A 23,017-nucleotide genomic window follows, 5' to 3' on the forward strand; every position below is an offset into this window, starting at 1 on the left:
GTGTATTAGTGCTATCTTTTAAAGATATATCGGGTAATGAAAATGCCTTGCCCATCTGTGTTACCGGCATCAGCTTCTACACCACTGGTTACAAAAACAAGTTCCCATCCATTTTGTGCCATATCACTTAGTTTAGATGAAATAAGTGCATCGTTTGCCGCAATGTTCTGAAAGCGAATACCGGCCACATTATAGAAATTAAGCAGTTTGGTCTCTTCAAAATCCTTTACGCGAATATCACTGCGTTTAGATTTATTTCGTATGTTATCTTCCTCGGTCTGTTCAGAGGTGAACTCCTTAAAATCTCGATCTGCATTGGTATCTATAATTCGTGATCGTCCTAATCCACTAGGTACTATAGATTCTACACTGGTAACAACTTTGTATTCCTGTGCTGTAGATGTGGTAATTGCAGTAAAGGCAAATAGGGCAAGTAAGATGATTTTTTTCATGATCATAGTTTTTACGTTTATTTAAAGATTGTACGGTGAAAATATAAGGTATAATGAAGAATGCAAAGAATACAACTTTATATCATTGTAAATTGATGCTTTACCATTACAATAGCTTAAAAAAAAAGACCCGATTCTAAAAGCATCGGGTCTTATAATAAATAAAGTTTTGTTCTATTGAATAGAGAAATCAAATACAGATTGGTTTTCTCTACCTTGTGGAACCTGACCTTGATAGATAAAGCAATATTCCCCTGGTTCTAACGTATCTGGAGTAACTTTGAACTTGTTACCTTCAATTTCCTCTATAGCAAAATTTAGTGCGTATTTTGGATCAATACCGCTGCTACTGGTGATCCAGCTACTTTTTCCGGTAATAACCTCTCTAAGGTTCTTTTTCTCTTTAACAGTAAGTTTTACCAAAACAAACTCATTAGGGTTACTTGCCATTCTAAACCACCAGTTAAAAATACCGGTATCTCCACCTTGGTTGTTTTGCATATTATCTACCTGGGTAACACTTGGGTCAAAAATGAAAGTAAATTCAGGCTGACTTTGGCGTATAACGTTGTTCGATTTTGTTTTTGGTAGTTGTGCTTTTTTCTTGGCGTTGATTAAACCGGAAACTAATTTTTGTGCCACTTGGTTAGAGTTTGCACCAGAAAATACGCTTGGTTGAACCAATTTGTCTTCACCATTGACATCGGTATAGTAAATACCGGTCTTGGACATTGTGTTTTGTTTTGATTTGTCCATAATCAAAGAAAGAACCTCAGAAGATACACCTGCGTTTTTCATTTGCCCTAGAGCGGTTATAGATGCGTCAAATTTTACATCGGAAGTATTTATTTTATCGATAATCATGTAATCGTCAAAACCAAGTTCCACCATTTGAATGACAGATTCGTTTGTAATAGTTTCTTGGGCAGACCCAAAAGTGAATACTGATAACGTGAACATCAGTAATGATTTTTTAATAAATTTCATTTTCTTGTATTTGGTTATTATTCAGCGATCTAGTTCTATTTTCAAATTTATGTTAATTTTTATATTTAAAGCAGTTACTTTGTATAAAAGGACGGATTTTAGGATAAATGGTAGGAATTGTTTATAAATCTACGGGAAGTTGGTACACTGTCAAGGCAGTAAATGGTGATTTCTATGAATGTAGAATAAAAGGAAAGTTTAGAATAAAAGGTATTAAAAGCACCAATCCTGTGGCAGTTGGTGATAGCGTTCGCTTTGAGGTTGAGACCATTGGTGACGATACCATAGGTATTATCAATGAAATAGAGGATCGTAAAAATTACATAATTCGTAAATCTGTAAACCTTTCAAAGCAGACCCATATCATAGCTGCCAATTTAGATCAGGTCTTTTTATTGGTGACATTGAACAATCCGCCCACATACCCTGTTTTTATAGATCGATTTCTGATCACTGCAGAAGCATATGAAATTCCGGTTGTTTTACTTTTTAACAAGATAGATACATACGTACCGGAAGAGTTGGACGAGATTAAATTTTTAGCGGCTCTTTACAGAAATATAGGGTACACTTGTATAGGTATTTCTGCGGCAACGGGCAAGAACGTGGATAAGGTCAAAGAAATAATGAAAGGTAAAACATCTATGTTTTCCGGTCATTCTGGAGTTGGTAAATCTACCTTGGTAAACGCCATAGAGCCAGATTTGGATATTAAGACCAAACAAATTTCTCAACAACACGCACAAGGGCAACATACCACTACGTTTGCGGAAATGTTCGATTTAAGTTTTGATGCTAGAATTATAGATACGCCCGGTATTAAGGGTTTTGGTATTGTGGATATGGAAAAAGAGGAAATAGGAAACTATTTTCCAGAGTTCTTCGAACTAAAACAAGACTGTAAATTTAATAATTGTATTCACGTAGATGAGCCTAAGTGTGCGGTTAAAGATGCCTTGGAAACTGGTGATATAGCATGGAGCAGATATAACAGTTATTTACAGATGATAAAAGGAGAAGACGAGAATTATAGGGTAGACATTCACGATGATAAAAAATGAGAGTAGTACTACAAAGAGTTTCTAAGGCAAGTGTAACGGTTGAGGAAAAAAGAATTAGTTCCATAAATGAGGGAGTGCTCATTTTTGTAGGAATTGAGAATGAGGACACCCAAGTTGATATAGACTGGTTAACGAATAAAATAGCGAACCTTCGCTTTTTTAACGATGAGAACGGAGTGATGAACACCTCGCTTTTAGATACTGGTGGAGATGCAATAGTAGTCAGTCAGTTCACATTACATGCCAGTACCAAAAAAGGCAATCGTCCATCTTACATAAAAGCGGCAAGCCCAGCGGTAGCAGTGCCTTTGTACGAAGCCTTTATTACAACATTAGAATCTAAACTTAATAAAAAAGTAGGTACAGGTGTCTTTGGTGCAGATATGAAAGTACAATTGTTGAATGATGGCCCTGTTACCATAATGATTGATACGAAGGATAAAACTTAGAGTCTAATAATTATTCATCATATTTTGTAAGAAAAATTATATTTTATCGTTAGTATTGCTCAGCCAAACTAAAAATAATGCGAATTTTACTATTGAGCTTGATCTTTACCACGGTCATAAATGCTCAGACCAATTACTCCGTTTCCTCTATAGACGGACCATTAAAAGAAAATGCGAATGCAGTTGTACGCTTAGATGAAACCATTGTAGAAATTACCGCAAAAAATAAGATGCAGGTAACCAACCATCGGGTAATTACTATACTTAAAAAAGCTGGTGAGAATTCAATAAAGCCATATGCATTTTATAGTCCCAATACTAAAATAACAAATATTTTAGCCCTAGTTTACAATGACCAAGGTGAGGAAATAGAAAAAATCAAAAAAAAGGATTTTTATGATATTAGCGCTGTTGATGGAGGAACTTTATATGGCGATTCAAGGGTTAAGGTGTTTAGGTATAAGCCAACTTCTTATCCGTATACAGTAGATTTTACTTATACCTATACTACACCTAATACAGCATTTCTTCCAAGATGGATGCCCATTGATGATTATATGGTTAGTGTTGAGAAAAGCTCTTTCAACATGAAAATAATCGAGTCGTTACAATGGAGAAAGAAAGAGAAAAACTTTAAGGATTATGATATCATAAATAACTCATCTAAATCTGTTATTAGCTATGAGATGAATCAAATTCCTGCACAAAAAAAAGAAGCTTTAAGTCCTTCTTTTTATTACTATGAGCCCCAACTTATGATTGCCTTGAACGAGTTTCATTTAGAAGGGGTAGATGGTTATGCCAAAGATTGGGAATCTATGGGGAATTGGCAATTTAAAAGCTTGCTTGCCGATCGCGATCAATTGCCGGAACATACCGTAAGGCTAATAACAGAAAAACTTTCAGGTATTACCGATCGTGAGGAAAAAATAAAGAAAATATATGAATATGTACAAAATAATACCCGTTACATATCTGTACAACTTGGTATAGGGGGGTGGCAACCAATAGCTGCAGAAGAGGTAGATAGGGTTAAATATGGAGACTGTAAAGGCTTGACCAATTATACAAAGGCGCTTTTAAAATCTCAAGGTATAGAATCTTACTACAGTGTAGTTCATGCTGGTAAATCAAAACTTGGGATGGAAAAAGATTTTGCGATCATGCAAGGCAACCATGTTATTTTAAACGTACCTAACCAAGAAAATGATATTTGGCTAGAATGTACAAGTCAAAAAATCCCGTTTGGCTTTTTAGGTGATTTTACAGATGATAGGGATGTGCTCGTAATTAAACCATCTGGAGGTGAAATTAAGCATACCCACAAATATTTGAACGATAATAATTTACAGAAAACCGTAGGTGAAATGGAAGTTACGGATACAGGTGGTATAACCGCCAATCTGGAAATTGAGACCTATGGTATACAGTATGATAAACACGCTGAAGTTTTATCAATGTCTGAAAAAGATAAAAACGATTATTACACGGAATATTGGAGTAATATCAATGGATTAAGCATAGGCGAGACAATTTTTGATCATGATAAGAACAATATTAAATTAACTGAAAAAATAACGTTGTCAGCACAATCATATGTTACTAAAATGGGCGATGACTTATTGTTTAAACCCAATGCTTTTAATGCCAATAAATATGTTCCGAATCGGTATAGTGATAGAAAATTATCTTTTGAAATAGATAGAGGTTATACAGACAATGATGAAATAGATATAAAACTGCCAATAAATTATAAGTTGGGGAAATTACCTGCTCCGGTAATCATTACTTCAGAGTTTGGCAACTATGAAATGTCATTAGAGAAAATTAGTGAAAATCAATTGCGTTATAAGCGAAAAATTCAGTTGAAGAGTGGGCTCTACGATAAAAGTAAATATGATGGTTATCGTGATTTTCGAAAGAAAATTAAAAAGTATGATAACACTAAAATTGTATTAAGTAAAACACCTCAGGGCAAGCCCACGAAGCATTCAAAGTAAATAAATTTTTAAGTTCTAGGTAAGTCTTGGGGTAGTATACCCTTTGGTGGTGCCAATAAATAATTAATAAATATGTCTCAAATTAAAATAGTTATATTAACAACACTGTTCTTTTCATTATTAAGTAATGCTCAAAATTACGATTTTGGAAAGGTGTCGAAAGAAGAATTAATTGAGCAATCGTATCCTTTGGATTCTTCTGCTGTGGCGGCTTACCTTTATAAATATAGAAAGAGTTATTATGTCTACAGTCAAAACAGCGGATTGTCACTTGTAACGGAAATACATGAACGTATAAAGGTTTATGATAAAGCCGGGTTTGATCACGCTACCAAGATTATAAATTTAAGTAAAGGTATTGGTAGTGCAGAAGTAGTCTCAAAGATAAAAGGTTATACATATTCTCTGGTAAATGGGGAAATAGTTGAAACTAAGTTAGAAAAAGACGGCATATTTAAGTCTGAGTTTTCAAAAGGTATGAACCAGGTAAAACTTACCATGCCTAAGGTTAAGGAAGGTAGCGTTTTGGAGTATAGGTATAAAGTTATATCTCCATACTATAGCAGTATCGATGAGTTTCGTTTTCAAGAAGCAATACCTATAAAACGACTTAAAGCTAGTATGGCTATTTTTGATTATTTCAGATTCAATCAACGTCAAAAAGGTTTTTTGCCACTTAATCCTAAAACAGATCGGGTAATGAACAATCAAGTTGGTACCTATGATGTTGTAACTTCATACAATCTTGTAAATGTTCCAGCTTTAATAGATGAGAGCTTTGTCAGTAATATAGATAATTATAGAAGTGGTGTAGATTTTGAAATTGTTTCCGTTCAATTTCCAGGTGAAATGTCCGAGAATTTTGCTAAAAGTTGGGAAGATGTTGTTGCCACTATTTACAAGAATACATCATTTGGTAATGAATTGGAAAAGAAAAATTTTTTTGAAGATGACCTTGATAATAAACTTAAAGGTATCGCTGATAAAAAACAACGTTTAAAGGAAGTTCTCACTTTTGTGAAAGATAAAATAAAATGGAATAAAAATCGTGGTGTTACCGCAGAGGAAGGAGTTAAAAAGGCTTATAAGAGTGGTGTAGGAAATTCTGGGGATATCAATTTGTTTTTGGTATCATGTTTAAAACATGCGGGCTTTGACGCTTATCCAATTATTTTAAGCACAAGAGATCACGGAGTTCAGTTGTTTCCAACTTTAAAAGGTTTCAATTATGTAATAGCAGGTATAAAAGATGGTGAAAGTTATTCTTTTTTAGATGCTACGGAAAAGTATAGTATGGTAAATGTTTTACCAATGAGAGATTTAAATTGGTTTGGCAGGGCTATCAATAAAGATGGTACGGCAGTAATGGTGGATTTGCTACCTGCAAAAATGTCAAAGGAAATTACCATGTTAAATTTAGTTCTTGGTGATGATCTAAGTTTTGAAGGTTCTGTAAAACAACGCTATTCGGATTATTATGCTATGTTGTTACGGGATAAATATAATGCGGAAACTGAAGTTGAATACATTCAAGAGTTAGAAGACAAGTATAGCGGTATTGAGATTTCAAATTTTGAAATAAAAGAAGTAACACAACCAAATAAAATTATAAATCAAGCGTACGAGATTTATTTAGATGAAAGTATTGATGATGCCGGTGATAAATTATACTTTTCCCCGTTATTGCATCTTTCCCAAGATGAGTCACCGTTTAAATCTGAAATAAGGGAATTTCCTGTTGATTTCGGTTACCCTTGGGAGGATAGTTTTATTGTAAATATTACACTACCTGAAAATTATACAATAGCAACATTGCCAGAGAATAAGATGATTTCTTTACCCAATAAATTAGGCTTCTTTAATTTTCAAATATCAACTCTGGATAACACCCTACAAATTTCTTCAAAAATTAGCTTCAAAAAAGCTTTGATTTCCAATGATCATTACGCACAATTAAAAGAATTTTATTGTCAGATAGTTGAAAAACATTCGGAGAAAGTTGTTTTACAAAGAATTTAAGATCATCATAAAATATATCTTAAAAAGAACACTGTATAACTGTAAATTAAATTCAACCTACCACTTTTAGTATGTACTATTTTAGATTGTTTACCCTTTTTTTCATTTTGTTCGTGAATTTTAAAAATTGTTTTGCTCAAGAAATACCAGAGTTTGGTACTTTGTCAAAGCTAGAGAGTGAGTTTGTGTCTTATGAACAAGATCCGGAAGCTGAGGCAGTTTATTTATATGAATATGGTAATAATTATTTTGAAATTAGAGATGACTACATCTACCTGATAACAAAATATCATGCTAAAATTAAAATACTTGAAAAAGAAGGCTTTGATTATGCAAATATTGAAATACCACTATATCGTTCCAAGAAGAGAAAAGAAAAAATAGTCAATATCAAGGCTCAAACACATAACGGAGAGTTTAAGCATTCTGTAAAAGCCAGTGAATTCTTTGAAGAAGAGGTCAATGAAAAGTGGACTCACACAAAATTTACTTTTCCTAATGTTAGAGAAGGGTCTATTGTTGAATATGAATACGAAATGCAATCTCCTTTCTTTTTTAATTTTACGGGATGGGAATTTCAATCGGATATTCCTAAGTTGTATTCTGAGTTCAATGCAAAAATACCTGGTAATTGGCTGTATAATAGAAGCCTTAAGGGTAAATTGAATTTAGATGTTAATGAGGCAGATATAGTAAAAGGTTGTTTTAAATTTCCAGGCACAAAAGATGATAGCGACTGCGAGTCCTTGAAATATGTAATGGAAAACGTACCGGCATTTAAGGATTCTGAAGCATATATGCTATCATCTAATAATTACAGGTCTAAGTTAGAGTTTGAACTTTCTGAATATAAGAGTTTCTATGGCGGTACTGATAAATACACCAAATCATGGGATGATGTAGATCAGGAATTTAAGACCGATAAGGATATTGGTAGTCAGCTTCGTAAAAAGAATTTTTTTGAAAAGAATGTAGATGAAAGTTTATTGACCGAAGGAGATGAAATTACACGTGCCAAAAATATATATGAATTTGTAAAAAAACATTTTGTATGGAATGAGGAATATGGTATCTGGCAAGGTAATAAGGTGAAAAAAGCTTTTGACGAGAAGAAGGGTAATGTAGCAGAAATTAATATTGCTCTAATAAATCTTTTAAATGCGGTGGGCTTAAAAGCTAACATGATGGTAATGGCCACCCGTAAAAGAGGATTGCCAAAGAAGACCCATCCTGTCATGAGTGATTTTAATTATATTGTCGCAAAACTGGATATTGAAGGAAAGTCCTATTTATTGGACGCAACTAATAAATATATGCCTTTTGGCATGCTGCCATATCGTTGTTTGAATTATTACGGTAGAGTAATGGATTTTGATAAGGATAGTTATTGGTATGATATTGTGCCGGAAAATTTGAATGCTGTAATGTTACGGGCTCAGATGACTATCAATACTACCGAACAAAAGTTGGAAGGTATTTTTGATTTAACGAATACGGGATATAATAAGGTGTCACAAGATAAATTGCTGGCAACTACAAATGAAGATAGTTATATTGAAAAATTGGAAGAAGAGATTTCAGATGATTTTAATATTATTTCTCATGAAAAGAGATCTAAATATTCTAATGAGAAAAAGCTTACTGAGCGTTTCAATTTTGAAATTGAAAACTTGTTCCAAGGCGATGATATTTACTTAAATCCATTTGTATTAAAATTTTTCGATAAAAATCCTTTTACGGCTTCGGAAAGAAATTACCCAGTTGATTTTGGTTACCCAATGAAATATCAGTATGTTTTAAATGTTAAAATTCCGGATGGGTATAGCGTAAAGTCCTTACCTGAAAATAAAAATTTTGTTATTCCTGAAAATGGTGGTGTATTAAAATTAAATGTATCTGATAATAACAGCGGTACCCTTAATTTATTTTTTACTTTTGAATTGAATTTTGCGCATTATGGTAACGCATTTTATAACGGGTTGAAAGAACTTTTTGATGAAGCTGTAAAAAGTCAAGGTCAATCTTTGATTGTTTTTGAAAAAATTTAAGATACACTATGAACATTAAAAACGCACAATTAGAAGTAGATAATTGGATCAAGGAGCACGGAGTTCGCTACTTTAACGAATTAACCAATATGGCACAGCTTACCGAAGAAGTAGGCGAGGTTGCAAGAATAATCGCTAGACGCTATGGAGAGCAAAGCGAAAAAGAGTCTGACAAGAACAAGGATCTGGGCGAAGAATTGGCAGATGTTATGTTCGTAGTATTGTGTTTGGCCAACCAAACCGGTGTTGATTTACAACAAGCTTTCGATAAAAAGTTAGATTTAAAAACAAAGCGTGATCATGACCGTCATCACAATAATAAAAAGTTGAAATAGGCGTATATTTGGCGTTCTATTTTTAAAATGATACGCATTGAAACTTCAATTGACAGGTCCGTCCAATACTAAGCTAAACGATACAATTACTATAACAGGTTCAAAAAGTGAATCTAACCGTAGTTTATTATTGTCGGCTTTATATCCAAATATTAAAATAGAGAATATTTCCAATTCAGACGATGCCCAAGTTATGGCAAAAGGTTTGGAAATTACGGAAGGTACCGTAGATATTCATCATGCAGGTACCGCTATGCGTTTTTTAACCGGATACTTTGCATCACAAGCTGGTAAAGAAGTAGTGCTTACCGGTTCTAAAAGAATGACGGAGCGGCCTATAAAAATCTTGGTAGATGCCTTAAAGACCCTGGGAGCGGAAATATCTTATGTTCAAGATGATGGATATCCCCCTATAAAAATTAAAGGACAGCAAATTGTAAAAGATAAAGTGAGTTTACCGGCTAATGTAAGTAGCCAATATATTTCTTCGTTATTGTTGATTGCTCCAAGTTTAGAAAACGGACTAGAATTGGAACTGATTGGTAAAATCACTTCTGTGCCGTACATAAAAATGACCTTGGCGTTGTTAGAGGAAATTGGAGTGGAAAGTTCTTTTGAGGGTAACCTCATCAAAGTCTCTGCAAAGGAAAAAGTAGCACCAAAAACATTGGTAGTAGAATCAGATTGGAGTTCTGCCTCTTATTATTATAGTATTTGCGCACTGGCAACTCCGGAAACACAAATAACGTTATCTGCCTACAAAAAAGAAAGTCTTCAAGGAGACAGCGTACTTGCCAATATTTATACTTCGTTTGGTGTAGAGACCACTTATGGCAGTAATAACATTACTTTAAAAAAGACCGATAAAAAGATAGAATCTAAGAATGAGTTTGATCTGGCAAATGCTCCGGATATAGCCCAAACAATTGCGGTTACCTGTTTTGGTTTAGGGGTAGGTTGTTATTTGACCGGCCTGCACACCTTAAAAATTAAAGAGACCGATCGTTTAGAGGCTTTGCATACAGAACTATCTAAATTAGGGGCGAATATAACCGTTACGGATAAAACATTGACCATAATACCATCTGTAGGTATTCTTGAAGATATTGCCATAGATACATATAATGATCATAGAATGGCAATGGCTTTTGCTCCTCTGGCCATGAAAACAACACTTTTTGTTAATGATGCAGAGGTGGTATCTAAGTCATACCCTGATTTTTGGAACGACCTAAAACAATTGGAATTCGGTATAAAAGAATTATAATTAACGATTTACTTGACAAGGCCTATCTGCAGATTGTATATTTGCAGCCGCAATTTGCTACATTAAATATAACAGCTACATGAAATTATCAAATTTTAATTTTGAGCTTCCAGACGAATTATTGGCGGAGCATCCATCTGAAAATAGAGATGAGTCTAAATTAATGGTCATCCACAGAGATACCGGAAAGATTGAGCATAGAATGTTCAAGGACATGATCGACTATTTTGATGAAGGTGATGTTATGGTTCTTAACAATACAAAAGTATTTCCAGCACGTTTGTACGGTAACAAGGAGAAAACCGGAGCTCGTATTGAGGTTTTTCTTTTACGTGAGTTGAACGAAGAGCAACGCCTTTGGGATGTTCTTGTTGATCCTGCACGTAAAATACGTATTGGTAACAAACTATATTTTGGTGATGATGAAACCTTGGTAGCAGAAGTTATTGATAATACTACTTCTAGAGGTAGAACCTTACGTTTTCTTTATGATGGTGCTTACCTTGATTTTAGAAGAAAATTAAGGGAGCTAGGTGAAACTCCGTTACCAAAATATATAAAGAGAGATGTTGAGCCGGAAGATGAAGATCGTTACCAAACGATCTATGCCAAGCATGAAGGTGCTGTGGCGGCTCCAACCGCTGGTTTGCACTTTTCTAAACATTTGCTAAAGCGTTTGGAAATTAAGGGTGTAGATTTTGCCGAGTTGACTTTGCACGTAGGTTTAGGTACATTCAACCCAGTTGAGGTAGAAGATCTTTCTAAGCATAAAATGGATAGTGAAGAAATGTTCATTGATGAAAAAGCAGCAGAGATCGTAAACAATGCTAAAGCCAAAAAACGTCGTATTTGTGCCGTAGGTACAACGGCAATGCGTGGCTTGGAAAGTGCGGTGTCTTCTAAGCAGACATTGAATACCTATGAGGGTTGGACAAATAAGTTCATATTCCCTCCTTATGATTTCAGTATTGCAAATGCCATGATTACAAACTTCCATTTGCCAAAATCAACATTGTTGATGATGGTATCTGCATTTATGGGTCATGATCTAATGAACAAAGCATATAAAGAAGCAATATTGGAAAGCTATAAGTTTTATTCTTATGGTGATGCAATGTTGATCATATAAGTTGATATAATCCTTTTTAAAAAGGAAATTTTTTTAATCCCGCTTTATCTACATATTGACAAAGCGGGATTTTTATCACCAGTAATACCTACCTTTAATAGATGGAAGAAATAGAGAAAAAAGATATCCGGGCACTAACGAGAGAGCAGCTTAGGGAGTTCTTTGTTTCTAATGGTGACAAAGCTTTTCGTGGCAACCAGGTCTACGAGTGGTTATGGCAAAAAGCTGCGTATTCTTTTGATGTAATGACCAATTTATCAAAAGAAACCAGGGAAATGTTAGAAGCCAATTTTGTCATTAACCATATTAAGGTAGATCAAATGCAGCGCAGTAGTGACGGTACTATAAAAAATGCCGTACGCTTGCATGACGATTTAATTGTTGAGTCCGTTTTAATACCTACAAAATCAAGAACAACTGCTTGTGTATCCAGTCAAGTAGGGTGTAGTTTAGATTGTAGGTTCTGTGCAACGGCACGTTTAAAACGAATGCGCAATTTAAATCCCGATGAAATATATGATCAGGTTGTAGCTATTGATAATGAAAGCAGATTGTATTTTGACAGACCTTTAAGCAACATTGTTTTTATGGGCATGGGAGAGCCTTTAATGAACTACAACAACGTATTAAAGGCAATTGATAAAATCACATCTTCAGACGGGCTGGGCATGTCTCCAAAGAGAATTACGGTCTCTACCTCTGGTGTGCCTAAATTGATCCGAAAAATGGCCGATGATGAAGTTAAATTTAAATTGGCGGTTTCTTTACATTCAGCTGTTGATGAAATTCGTACGTCAATAATGCCCTTTAACGCTAAGTTTACCTTGAGTGATTTAAGGGAGTCCCTACAGTACTGGTACCAAAAGACAAAAAGTAGAATTACGTATGAGTATGTGGTTTGGGAAGGCATAAACGATACTCAAAAAGATGTAGATGCGTTAGTGGAGTTTTGCCGTTTTGCGCCTTCTAAAGTAAATCTTATAGAATATAATCCTATTGATGACGGCGAGTTTAAGCAAGCTTCTAACGCTGCTATAGACCGCTATGTAAATTCACTGGAAAAGAATAATATAGTAGTGACCGTTCGTCGCTCTAGAGGAAAGGATATTGATGCCGCATGTGGCCAGTTGGCGAATAAAAGTTAGAAGTACAAAGTGAAAAGTACTAAGTATTAAGTATTAAGTTAGAAAATAGAGTATAGAAAATAGACTTGTTGGAACATACAATTTTTTATCAAAGCTAAGCTTCAGAAATGGAAGGTATTGAGTACTACGAATTACTAGAGCAATTGCTAATATAAAATCTTAATTCTACATAACGCGAAGCGTTATAGCTAACAACCAACAACCAACAACCAAAAGCTAGCAACCAACAACTTTAAAACTATCCTTCCAGCTACTGTTATTTCCTAGCTTTTGCCTAATTTTGATGTTCTAATGAAGAGCGCCTGAAAATTGTAGCACAAATAAAGGAACCTGTCTATCAGGAAATGGAGTTGTTTGAGTCTAAGTTTAGAGATTCAATGACCTCTAAGGTTGCATTACTCAATAGAATTACCCATTACATCGTAAATAGAAAAGGGAAGCAAATGCGCCCTATGTTCGTATTTTTAACGGCAAAACTGTTAAATAATGGCGAAGTAAATGAGCGTACCTATCGTGGTGCATCGGTAATAGAGTTGATACATACGGCTACATTGGTGCATGATGATGTAGTAGATGAGAGTAATAAGCGCAGGGGCTTTTTCTCTATAAACGCCCTGTGGAAAAATAAGATTGCCGTTTTAGTGGGAGACTACCTGCTTTCAAAAGGCTTGTTGCTTTCTATTGATAATGGAGATTTTGATCTGCTGAAAATAATCTCTGTTGCCGTTCGTGAAATGAGCGAAGGCGAATTATTGCAGATAGAGAAAGCTAGGCGCTTAGATATTACCGAAGAGGTGTATTATGATATCATTAGGCAAAAGACCGCCACTTTAATAGCGGCATGTTGTTCTTTGGGAGCTTGTTCCGTAAAACCGGATAGTCCAGATGTAGAAATCTTTAGAAAGTTTGGAGAACTATGTGGTATGGCATTTCAAATTAAAGATGATTTGTTTGACTATGGTGGTGAAAAAATTGGGAAGCCTACAGGAATAGATATTAAAGAGCAGAAAATGACACTGCCTTTAATTTATGCGTTAAATAATTGCAGCAAGAAAGAGAAGAGTTGGGTCATCAATTCCATAAAAAATCACAATAAGGATAAAAAGCGCGTCAAAGAAGTCATTGCTTTTGTGAAAGATAAAGGCGGGCTAGATTACTCGGTGACCAAAATGTTACAGTATAGAGATGAAGCTTTAAAACTTCTAAGTACATATCCTGAATCTGATTATAAAAGTGCCTTAGAATTAATGGTGAATTACGTAGTTGAACGTAAAAAGTAAATATTACTCTTTTTTTTTATATTTAAGTAATTGAAATATAGTGTTTTAAGAATTAATTTTAATTTTTATTGACCTTCAGGCAACCATACCTTCTTCTTCTGCGTCTATGCTAATAGAAGACCAAACCAATATTTTGAAAATTATACCTTTTTATAAAAACGAGAGCCAACTCATAAAAAAAGCGTCATCGGGTAACCGCGATGCGCAAGAGCGTTTGTACAAAAAGCATGCGCCAAAAATGTTGAGCGTTTGTCGTCAGTATATAAAAGATGTTCATTTTGCGGAAGATGTAATGGTGCAGGGTTTTTTAAAAATGTTCAACAATTTAGATACGTTTAAGTTTGAAGGTAGTTTTGAAGGGTGGTTACGTAGGATTATGATCAGGGAAAGCATATCCTATTTAAGAAAACAACAGTTTGTCGTGTATGATGATGAGGTGTACGAGAAAAATCAGTCGGAAGAGATTTCGCAGAGTACTGATTTAGATACAGAGCATATTCAACAATTGATAGACAAGCTGCCCCAAGGTTATAAAATGGTCTTTGTATTGTATACCGTAGAAGGGTATAAGCATAAAGAAATTGCAGAAATGCTGTCGATTACTGAGAGCACTTCAAAAACACAATTATTAAAAGCCCGAAAATTGCTTCAAGATCAATTAAGGCAACAAAATATTATAGGGTATGGAAACCGATAAATTTGAAAAACATATTAAGACCAAGTTACAAGAGCGCGAAATTCAGCCATCGGCAAATGCATGGTCCAAAATTATATCAGAATTAAATGATGATGATGCCAAAAAGAAACCTGTATATCTATGGATGGGTATTGCGGCAAGTGTTGTTGTGTTGGTAGGTATAGCAATATTCTATTTTGGTGGAAATACTGCAGCTACCAAAATACCAACAGAAATCGTAGACATTGAAAAAGAGCATACGTTAAAAGAAGTTCCTGTAAAAGATGTTTTGCCAATAGTGAAAGAGGAAGTAGAGGTTGTTGCACATTCAGAAAATGAAACCAGCATAGAGAAGGTGGTTGAGGAAGAAAATATACAAATTAAAGAACAAGAGCCTTTAGTATTAAAAGATGAGATTGAGGTTGGGGTAAACCAAGTACCTACTAGTACATCTGTTGAGGAATTAGTGGTGACCGATGATATTATTAATTCTAAAGTGGCCGATGTTATTGCACAAGTAACTGTTCTGGAGCAAAACAGTACAGTGACAGATGCCGAGGTAGATTCATTACTGAAACGTGCCCAAGATGAAATTTTAAGAGATAAAATATTTAATAAAGATAAATCTGTTGATGCTATGGCTTTGTTGACAGAGGTTGAGGATGAACTTGATCAATCCTTCCGAGACCAAATTTTTGATTCCCTAAAAGCCGGTTTTATAAAAGTGCGTACTGCTGTGGCAGACCGCAATAATTAATCAATCACAAATCGTTTTTCTTTATCTCTATAAAATACTATGGGGACAGGGAGCGGAGTTTATTCATCAAAAAAAATCAAAATAGAAATGAGAACAATTACCATGTATTTAGTAGCCTTATTGACACTTTTATTAATGCAAAGTGTTATGGCTCAAGATAATTATATAGAGAAAGTAGAAATTTTAAAAGAGCAAAAGCTTAGTATAACTAGACAAGAAAAGGAAGCCTTAAAATTTGAAATAGATGAAATAGTTAAACAATTGGAAAATGGTGAAATTACAGAAGAAGAGGCCAATGCATTAAAGATGAAGGCTGCAGAAAAAAGAGCGCTTAACATAGAGGAGAGAATTGCTATTATCGATAATAAAATATCCCTTTTGGAAAGAAATAACGGCGAGGTCATAGAATTGGATTCCTTAAATTATAAGTTCGCTTTTGAATTGGGATTAGGGGATGATGATGACAAACTGTTTGGAATACGTATCAATGAAAATAGGCATAGAAAAGAACCGGTCTATGACAGAAGAACTTATTCTGATATTGTTTTGGCCGTTGGTTTAAATAATGCAATTATAGAAGGGCAGTCCTTAAATGATTCTCCTTATAAAATTGGCGGAAGTAGATTTTTTGAAATGGGATGGCAATGGCGCACCAGGGTGTTTAAGAATACAAATTTCCTAAGGTTCAACTATGGGTTTTCATTTCAATTTAACGGCTTAAAGCCAAAGGATAATCAGTACTTGGTGTCATTGGATAACGGTCAGTCCGAGCTTCAGGAATTTGAATATGAATTGAATAAATCAAAATTTAGAATGGATAACTTGGTATTTCCAATGCATTTTGAATTTGGTCCTTCAAAGCTATCTACTACAGAAAAGACCATGAGATACTCGTTGCATAACAAATTTAGAGTTGGTTTAGGTGGTTATGCAGGGTTCAACTTAGGAACACGACAAAAATTGAAATACACAATAGATGGTGAAAAGGTAAAGGACAAATTAAAGCGTAGTTATAATACCAATGATCTGGTATATGGTTTAAGTGCATACGCTGGTGTAGATGGGGTTTTGTTGTATGTAAAATATGATCTTAATCCTATATTCAAAGATGCAGCTATAGAACAACAAAATATCTCTTTAGGCCTACGTTTCGATCTTTAGAAAAATATTCATCAATCAAATTAGCTGTGGTGCCGTTCGTAAAAACGGTTACTACAGCTAATTATTTAGTTTAGACAGTTCTCTGTTCATCTCTTCAGTAAACTCATTTTCATAATACCCACGTTTACAATGGCTGCATTCTACGGTAGTGGTACTGGAAATTTTAAAAAGCTTGATCCAAAATATATGGAAGTAATTCTTTTGGGTTACAGCTGTCAACGTTCCCTGTTGCTGACAATAAGGGCATATACAATTAAAAAGCTTTTTAGTTTCGGGCTTTCCGGGTCTAGTGCCAAAGAATAGAATCATTATTGCTATTTTTGATGTTCTAATTTACACAAATTTATTAGCCCTTTTTAAAGGGGCTGGGTAACAATATGATTTCAAAAATTACCATAGATAAAGTTTATGAAACCGCTCGTTTAGAAGAGGTAATTGGTGATTTTGTACAACTGAAAAAATCAGGCTCTAACTTCAAAGGTCTTAGTCCGTTTACAGATGAGCGTTCACCAAGTTTTATGGTATCTCCCGTAAAACAGATTTGGAAAGACTTTAGTAGCGGCAAAGGCGGTAATGTGGTTGCTTTTTTAATGGAGCACGAGCATTTTACCTATCCTGAGGCTATTAAGTACCTAGCAAAGAAATATAATATTGAAGTAGAGGAGACAGAACAGTCTAACGAACAAAAAGAGCAGGCCAGTGAGCGCGAAAGTATGTATCTGGTATCTGAATTCGCCCAATCGCATTTTAAAGAAATGCTGTTGGAATCTGAGTTGGGTAAAGCGATTGGCTTAAGCTACTTTAAAGAACGTGGGTTTACAGATGAAACCATCAAGAAATTTGAATTGGGGTATTGCCTTGATCAATGGGACGGATTTACCAACGCGGCATTGGATAAAGGATATAAATTGGAATATCTGGCAAAAACCGGATTGACCATTGTTAAGGAAGATGCTAACAATCCAAATGGATCTAGAAAATTCGACCGTTTTAAAGGTAGGGTTATGTTTCCTATTCATTCTTTAAGTGGCCGTGTACTAGGTTTTGGTGGCCGTATTTTAACGAATGATAAAAAGGCGGCCAAATACCTGAATTCGCCTGAAAGTGACATCTATCATAAGAGTAAGGTGTTATATGGTATTTACCATGCCAAACAAGCTATTGCCAAAGAGGATAATTGTTACTTGGTTGAGGGGTATACAGATGTAATTCAATTTGCACAACGTGGTATCGAAAATGTAGTGTCCTCTAGCGGAACGGCACTTACACCAGAACAGATTAGGTTGATCAACAGATTGACCAAAAATATTACGGTATTATTTGATGGCGATGCTGCCGGTCTAAGGGCATCGCTAAGGGGTATTGATCTAATTTTGGAGCAGGGTATGAACGTGCGTGTATGTACGTTTCCGGAAGGCGAAGATCCAGATAGTTTTGCCAAGAACAATGAGCTAGATGATGTCATGGCCTATTTAAACGGCAATTCTAAAGATTTTATACAGTTCAAAGCATCTTTATTGGTAAAAGAGGCGGATAATGACCCAATAAAAAGGGCTGGTACCGTTAGAGATATCGTAAATAGCATTTCTAAAATTCCTGATCGCATTCAAAAGGAAATTTATATTCAAGAGTGTGCGCAGATCATGAATATATCTGAGGCAGTTCTGTTCAATACACTTGCACAAATAGGTAAGAAAGAAGAAAAGAATGTACAGGCGCAACAAAAAGAGGAGCAAAAAGCTTTTGATGTTGTTCGGAATACCAATGCGGAAAAACAAGAAAAGGTAGACGTGCAATATTTGCTAGAGCGAAAAATCATAGAATCGCTCATGTTGTACGGTAATCATAAAGAACAGTTTGAAGATTTGGTGTTGAAAGAAAATGATGCCGGAGATTTGGTGTTAGAACCGGAAATATCTGAAATTAAGGTCTATGAGAAAATCTACTTGGATCTGCAAGAAGATGAAATAGAATTGGCGAACGAAGATTTTCGTAAAATGTATGCCAAGCTAATAGAAGCTTTAAATGAAAAGGAGGAGTTCTCGATAACCACGTTCGTAAATAGTCTAGAGCAAGAAATGGCCAACCAGATATCTTCTATATTAATGGAAGAGGAGCGGTATGTGTTGCATGACTGGGAGCGTAAAGAGATTTTTCCTAAGAGTAAGGAAATAGGGGTAGCGCAGTTGGTAAGTGAGACCATATTAACACTACGCTGTTTTCTGATCAAGAAAAGAATGAACACATTACAGAATACTACTGAAGATTCTACTACGGATCATAGGGAAGTACTAGAGGAAATTATGAATTACATTCAGCTTAATAAATTGCTGAACAAGAAATTGAACAGGGTATTATCCTAATATTTATGAGATAAATGAAAAAGACCTGCTAAGTGCAGGTCTTTTTTTATTTTGTTATACAGTTGTAAGAATTTAGTACAATTCTAAGGCTTTTGCCTGTTGCAATAAATCTACCATATTATCTACATTTAATTTTTTCATTAAACGAGCTTTGTAGGTACTAACTGTTTTTTCGTTTAGGTTTAACCCTAAAGCAACCTCTTTGTTTCGTTTACCACTAGCTAAAAGTTTTAGAACTTCTATTTCTCTAGTTGATAATTTTCTAAAGAACCTTCTTGGTTTTTTGGTTCCTTCGTCAAAAGCAAGACGTTGGGCAAGTTCGTTGGTAATGAACATGCTGCCTTCACTTACCTTAGTAACTGCTGCGGTAATATATTCTACACCAGATGATTTGGATAAATATCCAAAAGCACCGGCTCTAATGGCGCTAAGAGCATAAACGTCTTCAGATTGACCACTGTACATAAGTACTTTTACGTCTGGGTAATCTTTCTTGATTTTTCGTAATGCCGCTATTCCGTTAATATCTGGAATATCCATTTCTAGCATGACCACATCGGGGGTTGTGTCTTTGAGTTTTTCAAAAAGATCTTCGGTAGTAGCTACCTCGTCGATCAGTTCAAATCCCTCAGCGGATTCTAGAACCTTCCTAACTCCCATTCTTATGATAGGATGGTTATCCGCTATTAAAACTTTGATCATTAATTGTTTTTTTTATATAGATTTCAGGACCTAATCTTGTCTGAAAAGACAACATGCAATGTAAGGCTTAAAATTCTAAATTAGAAGCCAAAGTTGCATTATTTTACATTTAACGTAAAATTTTGGACTTTATTTTCGATTTAATACCTTGATTCTTAGTTGAGTTGTTATTTTAACTCATTTGGTATCTCACAAACGGGAATAGGCAACATTTTATGTTGGTTCATTGTATTTAACCTTAAAAATATAGCATACACCTCTTTTTTTCTACCTTCAAAGTCATCTATTGTTTTGCCCTCGTCTTTCATGTTCATTGCCCATTCTAACTCTGGATAAGAGGCTCCTATCTGGTCTTCGTCCGTTCTGTCGTCTCCCCATAGGCCATCTGTTGGCGCAGCCTTAATTATCTCTTCGTTTACTCCCAAAGACTTTGCAATATCATATACCTCGGTCTTCATTAAATCGGCAATCGGGCTCAAGTCAACACCGCCATCACCATATTTAGTGTAAAATCCAACTCCAAAATCTTCAACTTTGTTTCCGGTACCTGCAACCAAATATCTTTCAAGTGCGGCAAAGTAGTACAAGCTGGTCATTCTCAAACGAGCTCTCGTATTGGCCAAGGACATAAATCTATCTTCCTCATTTTCTACTGCAGGCAGTGCGGCCACCAAACTATCAAATACCGGGGTAAGGTTTACGGGTTGTCTTCTAACGTTGGGAAAATTTTCTATCAACCAATCAATATGTCTAGAAGCACGGTCACTTTGGTTCTCTGCTTGGTGAATGGGCATTTCTAGGCAAAGTAGGTCTAAACCTGTTTTTGCGCATAGGGTAGAAGTAACTGCAGAGTCTATTCCTCCGGATACGCCTATGACAAAACCCTTCTGCTTTGCATTTACAGCATAATCCTTTAACCAATTTACAATGTGATCAATTACTTTTTCCGTTTGCATACCACTCTAATTATTTAGTAAAATCAATTAACTTTGCCCTAAAAATAAGTTGAACACTGTAAATAATAAAATGTATTGTAAAATACTTGCTAAGGTCAAACCTATTTTTATACTATTGTCAGTTTTTTTCGTTCTTTCTAGCTGTAATGATAGTGATAAGGTGGCAGAGGAGATTGCCGCTATACCAATGGACCTGAAAATTTCTAGATTTGATCGTGAGTTTGCCACTGCTGGTGAAAAGGGTTTGCCGTCATTACGTAAAACTTATCCATATTTGTTTCCGGCTCCTGACAGCGTTTGGATTGCGAAAATGAAAGATTCCCTTCAAATAGAACTGTTTCAAGAAGTAGGCAATGCCTTCCGTAGTTTTGAGGATGAGGAAGAAGGTTTGGTGCAATTGTTCAAACACATTAAATATTATTTTCCGCAGTACAACGTACCTAAATTAATTACGGTTACCAATGATGTTGACTATAACAATAGAATTATTTTAACGGATAGTTTGTTGTTCATAAGCCTTGATAATTATCTGGGACCGGAACATAAATATTATGGAGGCTTTCAGCGTTATATAGCTAAAACATTAGATCGTAATTATTTAGTGAGCGATGTGGCAAGCGCCTTTGCCAAGCAAGTGGTGCCAAGGCCTAGAGACCGCTCTTACCTTGCTAGAATGATCTATTTTGGTAAAGAACTGTATTTAAAGGATAAATTGATGCCAGAAGCTAGCGATGGTAAAAAGATAGGGTATTCTGATGAGGAAATGGACTGGGCAATTGCCAATGAAGAACCAATGTGGAGAAATTTTATTGAAAACGAATATTTATACAGTACCGATAATAAACTGAACCAACGATTTTTAGAACCGGCACCGTTTTCTAAATTCGGATTGGAATTGGACAACGAATCTCCAGGAAGGTTAGGTCGTTACATAGGCTGGCAAATTGTACGTGCCTTTATGGAAAATAATGACGTAAGCATTGTACAATTGATGCCAATGCCTGCAGATGAAATATTTAAGAAATCAAATTACAAACCGAGAAATTAGATGGCAGATTTACATACTTCAGAGATTACACTGCGCGTAGGATTGGATGAGAATAGGATACCTGAAACATTAAACTGGTCTGCACAGGACGGTGGTGTTGAAAATGAAGCTGCAAAGGCAATGCTACTATCCGTTTGGGACAGTAAGAACCAAGAATCGCTAAAAATAGATTTGTGGACAAAAGATATGCCCGTAGATGAGATGAAGACATTTTTTCATCAGACCTTGGTTTCTTTATCGGATACTTTTCTAAAGGCGACCCAAGACGAAAAGATGACTGCTACCATGAAAGATTTTTGCGATTATTTTGCAGAAAACCTTAATTTAAAAGATCAAGGTTAAGCCGTTTTTAATTTCTTTTTACCTTTTGTTTTCTTTATCCAGTAGATAATATAGGCAGTTCCAAGTATGGATGGAGTAATCCATGCCCATAAGTTATCTTGGTGCATACCGGCAACAAAAAATGCTGTTACCGAAGCAATGAGTGCACCTAGCATTCTACTTAAATGATTTATGAGCCAGAGCTTTCTGTTTTCTAATGTATTTATAAAGAGTTTGCAATCTCCGTAAGTTAGAGAGAGACCCGTTAGTCCAAATATTAAAAATAGGATGCTGTGAGAAAAGCCTTTTAAAAGTCCTGTGATACCAAATATGATCATCAATAGGGCGGAAAAAGCCATAATTCCTGAAACCAGCTTATCCGTCCAATTGGCTTTTGTCTTTTTAGGTGATTTAAATGTTAGGGCTCTATTACCCGCCAATACCATATAAACGGTAAAAATACCCATCAAGAATAAAAAAGTATTGATGTGGTTGGGCATTCTGGCAACCACCAAAGAAATGACAGAGCTTATAATCATGGACCAAGAAAACCATTTGCCCAATAGTTTATGATTTCGTTGTCCTTTCTTCACAACAATACTCGCTATTCCGGTAATCAGTCCCACACCACCAAAAAAAGCGTGAATGTAAATGAAGATTTTTATGATATTTTCCATGTTCGGTTGGTTTTATGTTACTCAAAGATGGAGGAATTGTTGCTTAGAAAATAAGTTAAGTTACTCAATTGTAAGTTTTGGATACTGAGTTGTGGTGAAGATAATTATGAGGTATTAAGTACTAAGTACTAAGTAAAAAGTACAAAGTCTTTGCGAGGGGCTTTTTAGCAATGTGGCAATCTGT

The 23,017-nt window shown here is 35.2% G+C and carries 22 protein-coding genes; 16 read left to right on the forward strand and 6 right to left on the reverse strand.

The genetic code is table 11. From position 1 onward, the window contains the following. Positions 1-11 precede the first annotated feature (11 nt). Positions 12-452 (reverse strand): hypothetical protein, encoded by a 441-nt coding sequence (locus QZ657_RS11640; protein WP_291967049.1) that lies wholly within the window; start codon positions 450-452, stop codon positions 12-14. Between the two features lie 174 nt (positions 453-626). Beyond that, positions 627-1,439 carry a hypothetical protein gene (locus QZ657_RS11645; RefSeq protein WP_291967051.1) on the reverse strand — a complete coding sequence of 271 codons (813 nt, stop codon included), beginning with the start codon at positions 1,437-1,439 and terminating at the stop codon, positions 627-629. Positions 1,440-1,546: 107 nt separating this feature from the next. Here QZ657_RS11645 and rsgA point away from each other — a divergent pair, with 107 nt between their 5' ends. From rsgA to QZ657_RS11710, 13 genes are all read left to right on the forward strand, one after another. Further along, positions 1,547-2,500, forward strand: a complete 954-nt coding sequence (gene rsgA, locus QZ657_RS11650; protein WP_276473509.1) for a ribosome small subunit-dependent GTPase A — start codon at positions 1,547-1,549, stop codon at positions 2,498-2,500. After that, positions 2,497-2,949 (forward strand): D-aminoacyl-tRNA deacylase, encoded by a 453-nt coding sequence (gene dtd, locus QZ657_RS11655; RefSeq protein WP_291967054.1) that lies wholly within the window; start codon positions 2,497-2,499, stop codon positions 2,947-2,949. The genes rsgA and dtd overlap by 4 nt, the downstream gene beginning before the upstream one ends. 77 nt (positions 2,950-3,026) lie before the next feature. Beyond that, a complete protein-coding gene (locus QZ657_RS11660; protein ID WP_291962267.1) occupies positions 3,027-4,949 on the forward strand; it encodes a DUF3857 domain-containing transglutaminase family protein in 1,923 nt (640 codons plus the stop codon). Positions 4,950-5,021: 72 nt separating this feature from the next. Next, complete coding sequence (locus QZ657_RS11665; protein WP_291967055.1) at positions 5,022-6,968, forward strand: transglutaminase; 1,947 nt, start codon at positions 5,022-5,024, stop codon at positions 6,966-6,968. 71 nt (positions 6,969-7,039) lie between these two features. Continuing rightward, positions 7,040-9,016, forward strand: coding sequence for a DUF3857 domain-containing protein (locus QZ657_RS11670; RefSeq protein ID WP_291967057.1), 1,977 nt, complete (start codon positions 7,040-7,042; stop codon positions 9,014-9,016). An 8-nt stretch (positions 9,017-9,024) separates the two neighbouring features. Further along, positions 9,025-9,351: a nucleotide pyrophosphohydrolase gene (locus QZ657_RS11675; protein WP_276473514.1), complete on the forward strand. Its 327-nt coding sequence runs from the start codon at positions 9,025-9,027 to the stop codon at positions 9,349-9,351. A gap of 37 nt (positions 9,352-9,388) precedes the next feature. Beyond that, positions 9,389-10,618 carry a 3-phosphoshikimate 1-carboxyvinyltransferase gene (aroA, locus tag QZ657_RS11680; RefSeq protein ID WP_291967059.1) on the forward strand — a complete coding sequence of 410 codons (1,230 nt, stop codon included), beginning with the start codon at positions 9,389-9,391 and terminating at the stop codon, positions 10,616-10,618. A 79-nt stretch (positions 10,619-10,697) separates the two neighbouring features. Continuing rightward, positions 10,698-11,747: a tRNA preQ1(34) S-adenosylmethionine ribosyltransferase-isomerase QueA gene (queA, locus tag QZ657_RS11685; protein ID WP_276473516.1), complete on the forward strand. Its 1,050-nt coding sequence runs from the start codon at positions 10,698-10,700 to the stop codon at positions 11,745-11,747. Positions 11,748-11,848: 101 nt separating this feature from the next. Beyond that, positions 11,849-12,892 (forward strand): 23S rRNA (adenine(2503)-C(2))-methyltransferase RlmN, encoded by a 1,044-nt coding sequence (gene rlmN / locus QZ657_RS11690; RefSeq protein WP_291967061.1) that lies wholly within the window; start codon positions 11,849-11,851, stop codon positions 12,890-12,892. A 302-nt stretch (positions 12,893-13,194) separates the two neighbouring features. After that, positions 13,195-14,172 carry a polyprenyl synthetase family protein gene (locus tag QZ657_RS11695; RefSeq protein ID WP_291963372.1) on the forward strand — a complete coding sequence of 326 codons (978 nt, stop codon included), beginning with the start codon at positions 13,195-13,197 and terminating at the stop codon, positions 14,170-14,172. A 133-nt stretch (positions 14,173-14,305) separates the two neighbouring features. Further along, positions 14,306-14,869 carry an RNA polymerase sigma factor gene (locus tag QZ657_RS11700; RefSeq protein WP_291963370.1) on the forward strand — a complete coding sequence of 188 codons (564 nt, stop codon included), beginning with the start codon at positions 14,306-14,308 and terminating at the stop codon, positions 14,867-14,869. Further along, a complete protein-coding gene (locus tag QZ657_RS11705; RefSeq protein ID WP_291967063.1) occupies positions 14,856-15,605 on the forward strand; it encodes a hypothetical protein in 750 nt (249 codons plus the stop codon). The genes QZ657_RS11700 and QZ657_RS11705 overlap by 14 nt, the downstream gene beginning before the upstream one ends. 87 nt (positions 15,606-15,692) lie before the next feature. Further along, on the forward strand, positions 15,693-16,766 hold the full coding sequence (locus tag QZ657_RS11710; protein WP_291967065.1) for a hypothetical protein: 1,074 nt from the start codon (positions 15,693-15,695) through the stop codon (positions 16,764-16,766). Between the two features lie 57 nt (positions 16,767-16,823). On the opposite strand, the gene QZ657_RS11715 is transcribed toward QZ657_RS11710, so the two are convergent. Continuing rightward, positions 16,824-17,075, reverse strand: a complete 252-nt coding sequence (locus QZ657_RS11715; protein WP_291963365.1) for a zinc-ribbon domain-containing protein — start codon at positions 17,073-17,075, stop codon at positions 16,824-16,826. Positions 17,076-17,143: 68 nt separating this feature from the next. On the opposite strand from QZ657_RS11715, the gene dnaG reads away from it, so the two are divergent. Beyond that, positions 17,144-19,129 (forward strand): DNA primase, encoded by a 1,986-nt coding sequence (dnaG, locus tag QZ657_RS11720; RefSeq protein WP_291967067.1) that lies wholly within the window; start codon positions 17,144-17,146, stop codon positions 19,127-19,129. Between the two features lie 72 nt (positions 19,130-19,201). Here the strand turns inward: dnaG and QZ657_RS11725 are convergent, their stop codons facing one another. Next, complete coding sequence (locus QZ657_RS11725) at positions 19,202-19,831, reverse strand: response regulator transcription factor (RefSeq protein WP_276473523.1); 630 nt, start codon at positions 19,829-19,831, stop codon at positions 19,202-19,204. Between the two features lie 167 nt (positions 19,832-19,998). Beyond that, entirely contained in the window at positions 19,999-20,787 is a 789-nt protein-coding gene (gene nadE / locus QZ657_RS11730; protein WP_276473524.1) for an NAD(+) synthase, read from the reverse strand. Between the two features lie 115 nt (positions 20,788-20,902). On the opposite strand from nadE, the gene gldB reads away from it, so the two are divergent. Both gldB and gldC read left to right on the forward strand, forming a co-directional pair. Further along, the gene (gldB, locus tag QZ657_RS11735) at positions 20,903-21,835 is read left to right on the forward strand and encodes a gliding motility lipoprotein GldB (protein ID WP_291963359.1); all 933 of its coding nucleotides are present in this window, start codon (positions 20,903-20,905) and stop codon (positions 21,833-21,835) included. Beyond that, positions 21,836-22,177, forward strand: coding sequence for a gliding motility protein GldC (gldC, locus tag QZ657_RS11740; protein ID WP_276473526.1), 342 nt, complete (start codon positions 21,836-21,838; stop codon positions 22,175-22,177). Here gldC and QZ657_RS11745 read toward each other — a convergent pair. Next, positions 22,174-22,833 (reverse strand): hypothetical protein, encoded by a 660-nt coding sequence (locus QZ657_RS11745; RefSeq protein ID WP_291967069.1) that lies wholly within the window; start codon positions 22,831-22,833, stop codon positions 22,174-22,176. The genes gldC and QZ657_RS11745 overlap by 4 nt on opposite strands. Positions 22,834-23,017 lie beyond the last annotated feature (184 nt).

This window comes from Maribacter sp., assembly GCA_020629415.1.
Classification (GTDB): Bacteria; Bacteroidota; Bacteroidia; order Flavobacteriales; family Flavobacteriaceae; genus Maribacter; species Maribacter huludaoensis.